A 13,303-nucleotide genomic window follows, 5' to 3' on the forward strand; every position below is an offset into this window, starting at 1 on the left:
TTATTTAAGGGGGGCAGGCGACGGCCGCGCGCCGCGATATTCGGTCCGCGACAAAGCCGCCGATACGATGGATAATGTCCGCGATTCCGAGACACAACCGGAGCAAGTGCCATGTCGATGCAGAGTGTTGCTTCTCCCGTCAATATCCCGGTGCCGCCGAACCCCAAGGCGTTACGGCACATTCCTGGTAACGAGGGTTGGCCGTTCATCGGCAACACACTGGCGGTGCTGGCCGACCCCAAAGGACAGATTGAGAAGTCGGCCGCCAAATACGGTCTGATCTACCGCACCCATCTGTTCGGCGAGACCAGCGTGACGATGCTCGGGCCCGAGGCCAACGAGCTCGTGCTGTTCGACCAGGCGCGCCTGTTCTCCTCCACCCATGGCTGGGGACCGATCCTCGGCCTGTTGTTTCCGCGCGGGCTGATGCTGCTGGATTTTGAAGAGCACCGCCTGCACCGCCGCGCGCTGTCGGTGGCGTTCAAGTCGGGGCCGATGAAGTCCTACCTCGTCGATCTCGACCGCGGCATTGCCGCGCGGGTCAAACAGTGGAAGGCGCGGCCGGGCGAGATGCTGGTGTATCCGGCGATGAAGCAGCTCACGCTCGATCTGGCGGCGAAGTCGTTCCTCGGCGCCGATATCGGGCCTGAGGTCGACGAGATCACCCGCGCCTTCATCGACATGGTGGCCGCAGCCGTGGCGCCGATCCGGCGGCCGCTGCCGTTCACGCAGATGGGCCGCGGCGTTGCAGGCCGTAAGCGGATCGTTGCCTACTTCTCCGAGCAGATTCCGATCCGCCGCGCGCGGGGCGGCGGCGATGACCTGTTCTCGCAACTGTGCCAGGCGACGCACGAGGACGGCGCGCTGCTGTCGACCCAGGACATCATCGACCACATGAGTTTTCTGATGATGGCGGCGCATGATACGCTGACATCGTCGCTGACCTCCTTTGTCGGCGAGCTTGCCGCCCACCCCGAATGGCAGCAGCAGTTGCGCGAGGAAGTCAAGGGCCTCGGCATCGAGGCCAACGATCCCTCCAGCATCGACAATCTCGAGAAGATGCCGCTGTCGGAAATGGCGTTCAAGGAAGCGCTGCGACTGAAGCCGCCGGTGCCGTCGATGCCGCGCCGCGCGGTGCGCAACTTTTCGTTCAGGGGGTACGACGTTCCCGCCGGCACGCTGGTCGGCGTCAACCCGCTATTCACGCACCATATGCCGGAGATCTGGCCCGAACCGGACAAGTTCGATCCGATGCGTTTCTCTGACGAAGCGCAGCGCAACCGCCATCGCTTTGCGTGGGTGCCGTATGGCGGCGGCGCGCATATGTGCCTCGGCCTGCATTTCGCCTACATGCAGGCGAAATGTTTTGCGCGGCATTTCCTGCAAAATCTCGAAGTGTCGCTGGAACCCGGCTACAAAACGGACTGGCAGATGTGGCCCATCCCGAAACCGCGGGATGGTTTACGCGTGGTGCTGAAGGCGCTGTGAGGTGCGTGGGCAAAGCGAAGCGTGCCCACCATTTGCGCTAGAGCGTGATGACTTTTCTTCGAATCGTCATCCCGCTCTATCTCTCTGATTTGAGCATGATCTTTTCGGAAAACCGGTGCCCACTTTTCCGGATCATGCGCTAGCGTCGAAGATGGTGGGCACGGCGCAAGAGCGCCTTTGCCCACCCTCTACGTCCGGGCTTCACTTCACGAGCGTCGTGAGCTGCGCGCCCTCGTCGGCCACGAACACCGCGATCAACTCGGCGGGCTCGGTCATGCTGGCATTGGCCGAGACCAGATGCACGGCGCCGGGCGGCTCGAAGAAAGACTGCCCGACCCCAAACGTCTCGACCGGACCGCCCGCCAATTGCGAGCGGATTTCACCCTTGGTGACATAGGCGGTGACCGAACCGGCATGCCGGTGCGCCGGCGTGAACCCGCCGGGGCCATAGAACACGCGCACGATCGTCACGCGCTTGCCCGGCACGTTCGGCAACGCATGCGATGAGATCGGCTCGACGACGTCCTGTGTCGAACCCGCTGCGCTGTTGGCGCATAGCGGTTCGATCACCGCTGAGATCGCGTCCATGGTTGTCGGCAGCGTCTTGCCGATGACGAAGGCGCAGGCGAGGCCGGCGATGATGGCGAGGTAGAATGGACGGCCTTCCGATATCGGTGACAGGCGGAATGTTGCAGACATTTGCGTCTCTCCTTTACCCCGCCCCCTGATCGAACGCCTTCTTCAGCGTGACATAGCCCTGCTGCTGCTGGCTCCAGTTGCGGCCGCCGGTCATGGCGCCGTCGACCACCAGGTCGTGGCCGTTGATGAAGGAGGATTCGTCGCTCGCCAGAAACACCGCGGCAAGCGCGATATCCTCCGGCAGGCCGGCGCGCGGTATCGGCTGGGCCGATTTGTAGACCTCGCGCATGACAGAAGGGGTCTTTTCGGCAGCCTCCACCGACAGGCCCAGCGCCTTGCCGAAAATGCCTGTCGCGATCGCGCCAGGCGAAATCGAATTCACCCGGATGTTGGCTTCGCCGAGTTCCATTGCCACGCATTTGGTGAGATGGATGACGGCGGCCTTCGCCGCGCTATAAACCATCGATGACGAAAAGCCGGCCAGGCGGCCGGCGATGCTGCCATTGTTGATGATGCTGCCGGAACCCTGCTTCCGCATATGGGGCGCCGCATGTTTCATGCCGAGCATCACGCTGCGCACCAGCGTCGCCATCGCGGCGTCGAAACGCTCGACTTCGAGGCCTTCGATGCCGCCGGTTTGCGCCGGGCCGCCGGCATTGTTGAACAGGCAATCGATGCGGCCGAATTTCTCCACCGAAAGGGCGATCAGCGCCTTCATCTGCTCCTCCACCGTGACATCGGTCTGGCGAAAGATGCAAGTAGCGCCGAGCTTCGCGGCCAGCGCCTCGCCCTCCGGCGCGCGGCGCCCGGCGATCACGATTTTTGCGCCTTCGGCGATGAATAGTTCCGCGGTGTGCAATCCGATGCCACTCGTCGCACCGGTGATGACCGCGACCTTGCCGTCCAGCCGTCCCATCACGTTACCCCCTACTGATATCGGTTGACGCCAATATTCCCGTCCCTCGCCGACAAGGCAAGCGAGCTTGTTCCATCGCGATCGCCCATCGCTCGGCCGCTTTGCTGCCATCGGCGGGCCCGAAATCCCCGATTTTCGGTATGCTCGGCCATATTTTGGATTCGCTGATCACGTGAAGTGACAATCCCGATGAAGAAATTGATCGACGAGTTCAGGCACGGCTGGCAGGGAATTTCCCAGCCCTCGCTGCTTTTTAGCACGGTTTTCGCCGCCGGCTGTCTCGTTTTGTCGACAATCGCCCGGTGGGGCATAGCCCAGATCCGTCCCGACGTATTCTTTACGCCCTATTTTCCGGCGGTGTTCCTGGCCGCCGCCATCGGCGGCGCCCGGATCGGGATCGCGACGGCCATCGCGGGAGGCGCGCTCGGCGTCGCCGTCAATTTCAGTAGCGCTGTTGCCGATTCCGCGCGGCTTGCACTGCTCTTGATGTTCTGGGCGGTTTGCGGGTTCGCCATCTGGGGCGTCGAGCATTACCGAACGGTCGTCGCGCAACTGCGGGAAAATTCGAAGCGCCTGATCAGGGAAGAGGAATACCGCAAGCTCCTGGTCGAGGAATTGCAGCACCGGCTCAAGAACAAGACGTCGACGATCCACGCCGTGCTGCACCAGGTCCTGCAGGACCAGCCACAAATCTGGGGCAGCATCGATCGCCGCCTCCGCGCGCTGTCGGCGACCGACGATTTGATCGCGCGGCTGGACGGCAGCGGCTGCGACATCAAGGATATGCTGCATTCAGAACTCGGGCCGTACGGCCATGTCCGGTTCAATCTGAACGGCGATCCACTGTTCCTGCCGGCCAAGCTGGCGGTCAGCCTGGCGCTGATCTTTCACGAACTGGCCACCAATGCGGGCAAGTATGGCGCGTTTTCGTCGGCGCGCGGGCTGTTGCAGGTGTCGTGGTCGGTGTCGGAGAATCGCCTCAACGTCACCTGGGATGAGACGGAAGGTCCCGTGGTCGAAAATGTCGGCCCGGCGGGCTTCGGCACCAAACTGTTGCAATCGGCGCTTCGCGCTTTCGACGGCAAGACGGAGATCCGATTCCTGAAGACCGGCGTGCATTGCACGATGCAATGCCGGATTCCCGCGAATTAGAGCGTCTTCCAGCGAAGTCCCGACGCAGAATCTCCGTCGCGCTCCCTAAAATACGTGAAACGACATCGGCCTTGCATGCGGCCCTCTCCGTCCGCGTTGACATTCTGTTAATGACGATCAAGTCCAATGCCACTGGAAATCGCCGACTTCTACGGTTGTTACGGTTTTTCGCAGTTCCGCTTAACCAATGCTACAAGGGACTTTGCCAAGCTCCGTGGCATGCATAGTCCCAACAAGCGCGACTTTCAGACGGCGGCGACGCAAGCCGGTGATGAAAGCATATTTGAATCCGAATTAAACATCCTGCGGGATGTCTTCAGGTTGCTTCCGGCCAGCGTGACGGTTCAGGACGAGCACGGCGAGTTCGTGCTGATGAACGATGCCGCGACGGCCCTGCTGGAGGCGGCCGCCGCGGCGGCGTCGGCCTCGCAACTGAGCGATCGCCGCGAAACCTGCCTCGAATTACTGCGTGCCGGCCGCCCGGCCGTGCTGGAAGAGGCCATTTCCGGCGGTCCGGCCAAGCAGGTGTTTCTCACCTCGCACCGGCCCGTCCAGGTCGCCGGGCGCAATCTGCTGATCTCAAGCTCGACCGACATCACCGAACAGAAGTCGTTCGAGGATCACCTGTTCCGCTCCGCCTATTACGATGAGCTGACCGGCCTGCCGACGCGGCGCGTGATCGAGCATCGCGTCAACAGTCTTCTGAAATACGACAATGGACAGGGCCGCTTCGCGCTGGCGTTTCTCGACATCGACAATTTCAAGCACATCAACGACTATTACGGACATGCGGTCGGCGACGCGCTGCTGGCGGAGATGGCCAAGCGGCTGGGGCTGGACCTGCGCGAATCCGACATCCTGTCGCGGATCAGCGGCGACGAGTTCGTGCTGCTGCTCAACCCGATCCAGAGCGACGCCGAGGTCGAAGAGTACATTCACTTCATCTTGCAGCGGCTGAAGGCGCCGTTCTTCATCGACCAATCCGAGATATTCGCCTCGACCTCGATCGGCGTCAGTCTCTATCCCGAGCACGGGCGCAGCTACGAGGTGCTGCGCCAGAACGCCGACATCGCGATGTACCGCGTCAAGAACGGCAGCAAGGGCGCCGCGGCGTTCTTCGATGCCAGCATGGAGCGCGAGGCGCTGGCGCGGATGAAGATCGAGCAATCGCTGCGGCTGGCTATCCTGGAAAAGCGCTTTTGCTGCGCCTTCCAGCCCAAGGTCGATATCCGAACCCAGGAGATCATGGGCGTCGAGGCGCTGGTGCGCCTGCGCGACGATGAAGGCGTGATTCAGGCCCCCAGCACCTTCATCAACCTTGCCACCGAACTGGGCCTGATCGACGAACTCACTCATCTGGTGCTGGCGGAGATCGTCAAGTCGATCGACCTGATCAACGAAACCTTCGGCCCCGATACCACGATCAGCATGAATGTCGCAGCCAAGCAGGCCGGCAAACCCGAATTCATGCGACCGTTCGCCCAGGCTATCGAGGCCACCGGATTTCCAACGCGTTTCATGATCGAGGTGACGGAAGACGCCTTCGTCACCAAGACGCATTTCCAGGACGAGATCCTGCCGATCTTCCGCAAGCTCGGCGTCAAGATCTCGATCGACGATTTCGGCATCGGCTATTCGTCGCTGTCGGCGTTGGCCGACATCACCGCCGACGAGATCAAGATCGATCGCTCCTTCATCACCGACATCCATAAGCGTCCGCGCAGCCAGGGCATCCTGCGGGCGATCGAGTCCTTGAGCGAAGCGCTCGGCATGACCGTGATCGCCGAAGGGCTCGAAAGCTTCGAGGAACTGGCCTATCTGCAGGCCGCGACCAAGATCCGTTACGCCCAGGGCTATTACTTCTCGAGGCCGACTTTCCTGGAAGACCTCAAGCTGGCGACTCCGCGCGCCAGCGAGGCGCGCGCCAGCCTGGCCAGCCGGCCGGCACAGGAAAACCGTCCCACCTATTCGCGCGCCGGCGGTTATCGCCGCTGAGGGGGTGAGCCGCTTGCCGCGGACGGGCGCTTCATTTCCACCGACAGAATGCCAGAAGCAGTCGAATACCGCTTCTTCACGCGATCGCGCCCGAAGGACACGCGATTAAGCCTTAGGTAACCGGATTTCCTAACGGCTTATGGCATTTGCCCATCGTATGCATGTTCCCGGGAGAAGGGAGAATGCGCGGTCTGTTCCAGCACCTGCACGGCATGAAGGCCCGAACCGCAGCCACCGGGCGGCACCTTGCCGCGACCATCCGGGGCCCGGTGTTGTGGCTGACCCTTTGCGGCGGTCTGCTGGTCGCGGCGATTTTCGTCGGCACCATCATTATGACCGGTGAATTCCGCGAGCGCGCGCTTCTCAACAGCGAACGCGAGCTGGAGAATACCGTCCTCCTGCTTGCCCGTCACTTCGACCAGCAGTTCGAGGACTCCGACACGCTCGCCGAAGACGTGATCTCCCGGCTGCAAATTTCCGGCATCGCCTCGGAGAAGGAATTCCGGAAACATGCTGCGAGCTCCAAAGCACACGAGATCCTGAGATCCAAGGCGGGCGTCCTTTCCTATCTCGGCGACATCTCGATCTTCGATTCCAATGGCGACATGATCAGCTGGTCGGGGCCGCTGCCGGCGCCACCCCTCAACATTTCCGAGCGGGCCTACTTCAAGAGCTTCAAATTCGATTCGCGATCGCCGTCCATCCTGACCGAGTCGGTTCGCAGCTATCTCACCGGCAATCTGAATTCCGTCATCGCCCACCGATTGCGCGGCGAAGACGGCATCTTCCTCGGCGTGATGACGCGGCGCATCAACCCCGCCAACTACGAAAAATTCTTCGCTTCCGTGGCACTCGGAACGGGCGCCGCCATCTCGATGTTTCATGCCGACGGCACCCTGCTGGCGCGCTATCCGCGGGTCGACGACCTGATCGGCCAAAATTTCGCGAAGGCGCCGCTGCTGCAGCGGGTCCGGGAGCGGGGCGCCCAGCAGACGCTGCGCGTACAAAGCCCGATCGACCAGACGGCCAGGCTGGGATCTGCGGCTCCGCTCGCGCATTATTCGGGCGTGGTGGTCGCGACCAACACGGTTGCCGCGGCGCTCGCCGACTGGCGCGAACAAACCCGGTTGCTCGTCATCGCGGCGACGCTAGCTGCGGCAGTGATCGCCTTGATCCTGTTCCTGATCATCAGGCAGATAACCCGGCAAAGCCGTGAAGCGCAGCAACGGCTGGAAGCGGAACGAAGCCGACTCGACACCGCGCTGAACAACATGATCCAGGGACTGGTGACGTTCGACGCCTCGGCGCGCCTCGTCACCTTCAACCGGCGCTATATCGAAATGCACGACCTGTCGACCGACATCGTGAAGCCGGGCTGCCACTTCCGCGACCTGATGCAGCATCGCAAGGACAACGGATCGTTCGACGGCGACGTCGACGCGTTCTGCTCCCTTGTCATGCGAAACGTCGCGCGCGGTCAGGTCACCCACAGCGTCATGCAGTGCCAGGACGGACGCGCCTTCCTCGCCGTCAGCAGACCGCTCGCGGACGGCGGCTGGGTCGCCACCATGGAAGACATCACCGAGCGGCTTAATCTCGAGCAGGAGCGCGACCGCAACTACGCCTTCCTGAGTCAGATCATCGATCATATCCCCTCGCAGATCACCGTAAAGGACGTGCACGACCGGCGCTATTTGCTGGTCAACCGCGTGGCGGAAGCCCAGTTCGGCATTTCGCGCGACCTGATCATCGGCAAGACGGCGCACGACATCTTTCCAAAAGCCGCCGCCGAGCTCATCGCGGCCGATGAGGAGAAGACGCTGCAATCTCCCGACGGCCTGTTCAAGGACGAGCACGTCTGGGAAACCCAGGCGATGGGCCCTCGCTACATCACCTCCAGGCGGCTCGGAATCCGCAATGCGGCGGGTCAGGCGCGCTACATCATCAACGTCGTCGACGACGTTACCGAGCGCCGGCTTGCCAACGAGAAGATCGCGCATCTGGCGCATTACGACGCGCTGACCGACCTTCCGAACCGGGTGCTGTTCCGCGAGCAGATCGAGCGTGAGCTTCGCAAGGCCGTCAGCGGCCAGCAGTTCGCGCTGCTCTATATCGATATCGACGAATTCAAGGGCATCAACGACTCGCTTGGACACCATGTCGGCGATGAACTCTTGAAGGCGGTCGCGGCCAGCCTCAAGGATTGCACCAAGCCGGGCGATCTCATCGCCCGCCTCGGCGGCGACGAATTTGCGGTGATTCAGACCGCGGTCGGCGGCCGCGCCGAGGTCGAGGAATTCGTGACCCGTATCTACGCGCGGATACGCCGGCCTTACCAATGCCTCGGACATCATCTTTCGACCGACGCCAGCATCGGCATCGCGCTCGCACCGGAGGACGGCACCGAACTCGACCAGTTGATCAAGCACGCCGACCTCGCGATGTACGCCGCCAAGGCCGAGGGACGCCGGATCCATCGCTTCTTCGAGCCTGCCATGGACGCTCGCGCCAAGGCGCGGCTCACCATGGAGCAGGATCTGCGGCAGGCGCTGGCCGATGGCGCCTTCGAAATCCATTATCAGCCGTTGCTCGATCTCGCGAGCGGCGAGGTGACGGGCTGCGAGGCGCTCTTGCGCTGGCGTCATCCCGAACACGGCATGATCTCGCCGGCGGAATTCATTCCGGTCGCCGAGGACACCGGCCTGATCAACGAACTCGGCGACTGGGTCATGCAAACCGCCTGCACCGAGGCGGCCGGCTGGCCGTCCCGGGTCAGGCTCGCCGTCAACGTTTCTCCGATCCAGTTGAAGTCGCATACGCTGGCGCTGCGGATCACCGGCGCGCTTGCCGCCTCCGGTCTGCCGCCCGACCGGCTCGAGATCGAAATCACCGAGGCGGTGCTGATCCATGACGACGAAACCGCGCTTGAAATCCTGCATCAGCTCCGCGCCATCGGCGTGCGCATCGCGCTCGACGATTTCGGCACCGGCTTTTCCTCGTTGAGCTATCTGAAGCGGTTCCCGTTCGACAAGATCAAGATCGACCGCTGCTTCGTCAGCGACATCGAGGTCGACGGCTCGGCCGCGATCGTGCAGGCGGTGGTGAACATCGCAGCAGCCCGCCACATGACAACGACCGCGGAAGGCGTCGAGACCGAACAGCAGCGCGAGATGCTGCGGCAGCTCGGCTGCACCCAGATGCAGGGATATCTGTTCAGCGCGCCGAAGCCGGCGGCCGAGGCGAGGCGATTGCTGGGCGCGCGGTTGGAGACGGCGGCGGCCGTGGCCTGACGAGCCCAACGGTTCGCCTGCACGAGATATCGCCGCTGCCGCCCGTTTCCATCGCTCACAGCGGCCGCTTGCGTCCGGTCCACATCGCCTTCACCAGATTCTCGCGATGAAGGAAGCTCGAGAGCGCTACGCCAAGCACGTGCAGACCGGCCAGCGCCAGGGTGCCATAGGCAAGCGCCTCGTGAAGCTTCTCGATCCATTTGGCGCCCCAATAGGCATCGGTCGTCATCATGTAACCGGTGATGGCGGTTCCCATCAATGCGGCGAGCAGTGCAACGATCATCGCACCGCCTGCGGGGTTGTGGCCGAGATAGCGCGGCGCCCTGAGATTCCCGACATCCCGAATGTAGGCGAACACCTCGCGCGGCGATCTGACGAAGCTTGCGAACCGCGCATTGCGCGGGCCGATGACACCCCAGATCAGCCGAAGCCCCAGCAGAATTGCGATGCCGTAGCCGGCGGCGATATGCACGCGCTCGACCTCGTCGCCGGTCGCAAGGGCGATGACGAAGAGTGTCACCAATGTCCAGTGGAATACCCGTACAAACGGATCCCACGCTCTTACCGTTGCCGGCGGCGACGCGCCGCCGGCTGCGATCCCATTCTGTGTGACTGTCATGGCTGGCTCACTACAGCTTGCCGACGATGGCGCCTGAGGTCGGATCGACGAATAGTTCGACCCGGCCGCCGTTCCTGTCGATGGTATAGAGCTCACCGCAAGCGGCCTTGAGCTTTGCTTTTTGAACCTTGTAGCCGAGCGCCTCGACCTTGGCCTGGAGAGCGTCGAGGGACAGCCACTGATTCTGCGGCGTCGTGGTGCAGGGACGTCCGAGGCTGCCGGCGTTGGCGAGAGTCACGGTGGAGAGCAGTATCCTGACGGCGAGCAATGCGGTTCTGGTCATGGGAATCTCCGTAGCTGGCGCCTGTCCGATGCGGCATTGCGCCGGGGTGGAAGCGGGGTGAGCGATCCGATGGGGCGCTTTTGATCCATGTCATCGAGCCTCTGGCGTCCCATCGGTAGGTTCATTGCGATGGCGATCAGCGGCGCCAGCCGTGTTCCCGGCTCTCGTGGTGGCGTTCGTGGTGGCGTTCCTGGGCTTCGTCATGATGTTCGCGGCCGCCATGACGGGCCTCGTGGTGTCCGCGACGAGACCGGTATTCATGGTGACGCTCGCGGGCGTCATCCTGGTCACGCACGGCAGGCCGGGTCGCCTCGGTAGCGGCTCCCGGCTCGGTCGTGGTGGCATCCCGGGCGTGTGCCAGCGCTCCGGCGCTGAAGAGGGCGATGAGGGTGCCGAGCATGATTGTCTTGCGCATAGTGGTTTCTCCTGACTTGCGTCCCGGCCGCCTATCCGGCCAGCGACGGGACGCACTATCGGAGGACAGCGCTGACAGCGACCTGTTGGCCGATGTCAGCGAATTGTCAGGCGGCCTGTGCCCTTGTGAAATCCGAAAGGATCTGGTCCAGCCATGCACTTGAACTTGAGAAGGATGGCCATTGGCCTGGTGACGGCACTGGCGGTCGTCGCGGCGGAGGCCCAGGCCGACGATCATCGCGACCATGACGTGGCGCGGCAAGCCGTCGAGCGCGGCGAGATCAAGTCGCTCGCGGAAATCCTGCAGGCGGTGCGCGACAAGCTTCCCGGCGAGATCGCGGGCGTCAAGATCGAACGCGAGGGTGGACGGCTGACCTACGAACTCCGGATCGTCGGCGCCCGAGGGCGTCTTCTCAAGGTTCATGTCGATGCGGCGACCGGCGAAATCGGTCGCATCCAGGAGAAATAATGCGCGTACTGCTTGTCGAGGACGACCGCAAGATAGCCGCCGACGTCGAACGCGCGCTGGCGGCTGCGGGCTACGTGGTCGACCGCGAGAGCAAGGGTGAAGACGCATGGTTTCGCGGCGATACGGAGGACTACGCCGCAATCATCCTTGATCTGGGCCTGCCCGGCATGGACGGCCTGGCCGTGCTCAAGCGCTGGCGGGCGAGCGGACGAACCACTCCCGTTCTGATCCTGACAGCGCGCGGGAGCTGGAGCGAGCGCGTCGACGGCATCGATGCCGGCGCCGACGATTATCTGCCGAAGCCGTTTCAAATGGAGGAGCTGCTGGCGCGGCTGCGGTCGCTGCTGCGCCGCTCAGCCGGCCGGGCCTCCTCGGTTGTGACGATTGGCGATCTCACCATCGACGAGCGGCAGATGAAAGTCAGTGTCCGCGGCGTCCCGCTCAACCTGTCGGCGCTCGAATATCGTGTCATTGCCTATTTGATCCACGAGCGCGGACGCGTCGTATCGCAACTTGAACTCAGCGAGAATATCCATGGCACGGCCGACGGCCACGACACCAACGCCATCGAAGTGCTGATCGGCAGGTTGCGCCGCAAGCTCGGCGTCGATCTGATCGAGACCCGGCGTGGCTTCGGCTACGTGATTCCGGAGCAGGCTGGATGAGCCGGAACTCGTTGCGGCTGCGCCTGATCGCCGGCGGAATCGCGGCAATCGTGCTTGCGCTCGCGCTCGCCGGACTGGGCCTGACGCTGTTGTTCGAGCGTCATGTCGGCCGGACCGTATCGCAGGATCTCGACGTCCATCTGAAGAAGCTGCTGGCCGATCTCGATGTCAGCACCGACGGGCGTCTCGCAGTGACCGGCGGCCCCACAGATCCCCGCTTTCTCGAACCTTTGTCGGGGCTGTATTGGCAAATCTCCGATGACCGTGGCCAAACGCTCCGTTCGCGTTCGCTGTGGGATGCAGCCCTGGTGCTGCCGAAGGATGAACCCGCGGCCGGCGAAGTGCATCGTCATGTGGCGGTCGGTCCGGCCGATGCGCCTGTGCTGATCGCCGAGCGCCGGATCCGGCTCGACATCAATGGACGCGAGACGCCGCTGACGGTCGCGGTCGCGGTCGACGCCGCGCATGTCGCGGCGGCGACAACCGCTTTTGCGACCGATCTCGCGATCGCGCTCGGCCTGCTCGGCATCGTGCTTGCAGCGGCAACTGCCGTCCAGGTCGGCCTGGGCCTTCGTCCACTCGACGTGCTGCGCCGGGGCATCGCGAACATCCGCGCGGGCCGCGAGCTGCGGCTCGCAGCCGGCGTGCCCGACGAGGTCCGCCCGCTGGTCGATGAGGTCAACGCGCTGCTGACTGCCCGCGCCGGGGAGGTCGAGCGCTCCCGTCACCGCGCGGCCGATCTCGCCCATGGCTTGAAGACCCCGCTTGCCGCACTCGCGGCGGATGCCGGCCGGCTGCGCAGCGAAGGCCTGCCGGAAATCGCCGATGGCATTGATGAGGTGATCGGCGCCATGCGCCGTCATGTCGATCGGGAACTCGCGCGGGTCCGATTGCGCGGTATCCGTTATTCCGAGCCACATGCGACGGCGCTTGCGCCGCTGGTCCGATCGCTGGTCACGACTTTGGCGCGGACGCCGGAAGGCGCTCGAACCGCCTTCGAAATCACCATAGCCGACCCGGTGATGGTGCCGTTTGAGCGCTCCGATCTTGCGGAGGCGCTGGGCAATCTGCTCGAAAACGCGACCCGACATGCCCGCCATCGCGTCTGGATCGCCGCAGCTGCGGACGGCCGGGAGATTTCCGTCGATGATGACGGCCCCGGGATTCCCGAGGCGATGCGCCCAACCGTGCTCGCCCGCGGTGGACGGCTCGACCAGCGTGGCAGCGCCGGGCTCGGTCTCGCGATCGTCCAGGACGTCGTCGAGGCCTATGGCTGGACCCTGAGCCTCGGCACTTCCGAACTTGGCGGGCTGCGCGCCACTCTCCAGCCCGCAGTCAACCAAGCGCTCGCATGACGGGCGGCTGTGTGAGCC

Annotated in this window: 12 protein-coding genes; 7 read left to right on the top strand and 5 right to left on the bottom strand. The window is 63.6% G+C overall.

Annotated elements, in window-relative coordinates:
* Nucleotides 1-111: 111 nt before the first annotated feature.
* Nucleotides 112-1,488 (top strand): cytochrome P450, encoded by a 1,377-nt coding sequence (locus JQ624_RS01115; RefSeq protein WP_212416990.1) that lies wholly within the window; start codon nucleotides 112-114, stop codon nucleotides 1,486-1,488.
* Between the two features lie 201 nt (nucleotides 1,489-1,689).
* On the opposite strand, the gene JQ624_RS01120 is transcribed toward JQ624_RS01115, so the two are convergent.
* On the bottom strand, nucleotides 1,690-2,187 hold the full coding sequence (locus tag JQ624_RS01120; RefSeq protein WP_212416992.1) for a cupin domain-containing protein: 498 nt from the start codon (nucleotides 2,185-2,187) through the stop codon (nucleotides 1,690-1,692).
* Nucleotides 2,188-2,200: 13 nt separating this feature from the next.
* On the bottom strand, nucleotides 2,201-3,043 hold the full coding sequence (locus JQ624_RS01125; protein WP_212416993.1) for an SDR family NAD(P)-dependent oxidoreductase: 843 nt from the start codon (nucleotides 3,041-3,043) through the stop codon (nucleotides 2,201-2,203).
* Between the two features lie 189 nt (nucleotides 3,044-3,232).
* Here JQ624_RS01125 and JQ624_RS01130 point away from each other — a divergent pair, with 189 nt between their 5' ends.
* The 3 genes from JQ624_RS01130 (at nucleotide 3,233) to JQ624_RS01140 (ending at nucleotide 9,480) form a co-directional block, all read left to right on the top strand.
* Nucleotides 3,233-4,195, top strand: a complete 963-nt coding sequence (locus tag JQ624_RS01130) for a sensor histidine kinase (protein WP_212416994.1) — start codon at nucleotides 3,233-3,235, stop codon at nucleotides 4,193-4,195.
* A 219-nt stretch (nucleotides 4,196-4,414) separates the two neighbouring features.
* Nucleotides 4,415-6,190 carry a bifunctional diguanylate cyclase/phosphodiesterase gene (locus JQ624_RS01135; RefSeq protein ID WP_212416995.1) on the top strand — a complete coding sequence of 592 codons (1,776 nt, stop codon included), beginning with the start codon at nucleotides 4,415-4,417 and terminating at the stop codon, nucleotides 6,188-6,190.
* Between the two features lie 182 nt (nucleotides 6,191-6,372).
* Nucleotides 6,373-9,480, top strand: coding sequence for an EAL domain-containing protein (locus tag JQ624_RS01140; protein ID WP_409334291.1), 3,108 nt, complete (start codon nucleotides 6,373-6,375; stop codon nucleotides 9,478-9,480).
* A gap of 55 nt (nucleotides 9,481-9,535) precedes the next feature.
* On the opposite strand, the gene JQ624_RS01145 is transcribed toward JQ624_RS01140, so the two are convergent.
* The 3 genes from JQ624_RS01145 to JQ624_RS01155 all read right to left on the bottom strand — a co-directional run bounded on the left by JQ624_RS01145 (nucleotide 9,536) and on the right by JQ624_RS01155 (nucleotide 10,797).
* Nucleotides 9,536-10,099 (bottom strand): cytochrome b/b6 domain-containing protein, encoded by a 564-nt coding sequence (locus JQ624_RS01145; RefSeq protein ID WP_212416997.1) that lies wholly within the window; start codon nucleotides 10,097-10,099, stop codon nucleotides 9,536-9,538.
* Nucleotides 10,100-10,109: 10 nt separating this feature from the next.
* Nucleotides 10,110-10,382 carry a PepSY domain-containing protein gene (locus tag JQ624_RS01150; protein ID WP_212416998.1) on the bottom strand — a complete coding sequence of 91 codons (273 nt, stop codon included), beginning with the start codon at nucleotides 10,380-10,382 and terminating at the stop codon, nucleotides 10,110-10,112.
* 136 nt (nucleotides 10,383-10,518) lie between these two features.
* On the bottom strand, nucleotides 10,519-10,797 hold the full coding sequence (locus JQ624_RS01155; RefSeq protein WP_212416999.1) for a hypothetical protein: 279 nt from the start codon (nucleotides 10,795-10,797) through the stop codon (nucleotides 10,519-10,521).
* Nucleotides 10,798-10,971: 174 nt separating this feature from the next.
* Between JQ624_RS01155 and JQ624_RS01160 the strand changes: the two genes are divergently transcribed.
* The 3 genes from JQ624_RS01160 to JQ624_RS01170 are packed head-to-tail and all read left to right on the top strand — an operon-like array spanning nucleotide 10,972 to nucleotide 13,285.
* Nucleotides 10,972-11,265, top strand: coding sequence for a PepSY domain-containing protein (locus JQ624_RS01160; RefSeq protein ID WP_249129230.1), 294 nt, complete (start codon nucleotides 10,972-10,974; stop codon nucleotides 11,263-11,265).
* Complete coding sequence (locus JQ624_RS01165) at nucleotides 11,265-11,930, top strand: response regulator transcription factor (RefSeq protein ID WP_212417001.1); 666 nt, start codon at nucleotides 11,265-11,267, stop codon at nucleotides 11,928-11,930. Before JQ624_RS01160 ends, JQ624_RS01165 begins: the two co-directional genes overlap by 1 nt.
* Entirely contained in the window at nucleotides 11,927-13,285 is a 1,359-nt protein-coding gene (locus tag JQ624_RS01170) for a sensor histidine kinase (RefSeq protein WP_212417002.1), read from the top strand. Before JQ624_RS01165 ends, JQ624_RS01170 begins: the two co-directional genes overlap by 4 nt.
* Nucleotides 13,286-13,303 lie beyond the last annotated feature (18 nt).

It is taken from the genome of Bradyrhizobium sp. AUGA SZCCT0283, from assembly GCF_018130385.1.
GTDB lineage: Bacteria > Pseudomonadota > Alphaproteobacteria > Rhizobiales > Xanthobacteraceae > Bradyrhizobium.

Bases quoted from the DNA above. Each gene is read 5' to 3' on its own strand.
- JQ624_RS01115 (WP_212416990.1), top strand. From the start codon at position 112: ATGTCGATGCAGAGTGTTGCTTCTCCCGTCAATATCCCGGTGCCGCCG.
- JQ624_RS01155 (WP_212416999.1), bottom strand. From the start codon at position 10,797: ATGCGCAAGACAATCATGCTCGGCACCCTCATCGCCCTCTTCAGCGCC.
- JQ624_RS01170 (WP_212417002.1), top strand. From the start codon at position 11,927: ATGAGCCGGAACTCGTTGCGGCTGCGCCTGATCGCCGGCGGAATCGCG.
- JQ624_RS01125 (WP_212416993.1), bottom strand. From the start codon at position 3,043: ATGGGACGGCTGGACGGCAAGGTCGCGGTCATCACCGGTGCGACGAGT.
- JQ624_RS01150 (WP_212416998.1), bottom strand. From the start codon at position 10,382: ATGACCAGAACCGCATTGCTCGCCGTCAGGATACTGCTCTCCACCGTG.
- JQ624_RS01165 (WP_212417001.1), top strand. From the start codon at position 11,265: ATGCGCGTACTGCTTGTCGAGGACGACCGCAAGATAGCCGCCGACGTC.
- JQ624_RS01140 (WP_409334291.1), top strand. From the start codon at position 6,373: ATGCGCGGTCTGTTCCAGCACCTGCACGGCATGAAGGCCCGAACCGCA.
- JQ624_RS01130 (WP_212416994.1), top strand. From the start codon at position 3,233: ATGAAGAAATTGATCGACGAGTTCAGGCACGGCTGGCAGGGAATTTCC.
- JQ624_RS01135 (WP_212416995.1), top strand. From the start codon at position 4,415: ATGCATAGTCCCAACAAGCGCGACTTTCAGACGGCGGCGACGCAAGCC.
- JQ624_RS01160 (WP_249129230.1), top strand. From the start codon at position 10,972: ATGGCCATTGGCCTGGTGACGGCACTGGCGGTCGTCGCGGCGGAGGCC.
- JQ624_RS01120 (WP_212416992.1), bottom strand. From the start codon at position 2,187: ATGTCTGCAACATTCCGCCTGTCACCGATATCGGAAGGCCGTCCATTC.
- JQ624_RS01145 (WP_212416997.1), bottom strand. From the start codon at position 10,099: ATGACAGTCACACAGAATGGGATCGCAGCCGGCGGCGCGTCGCCGCCG.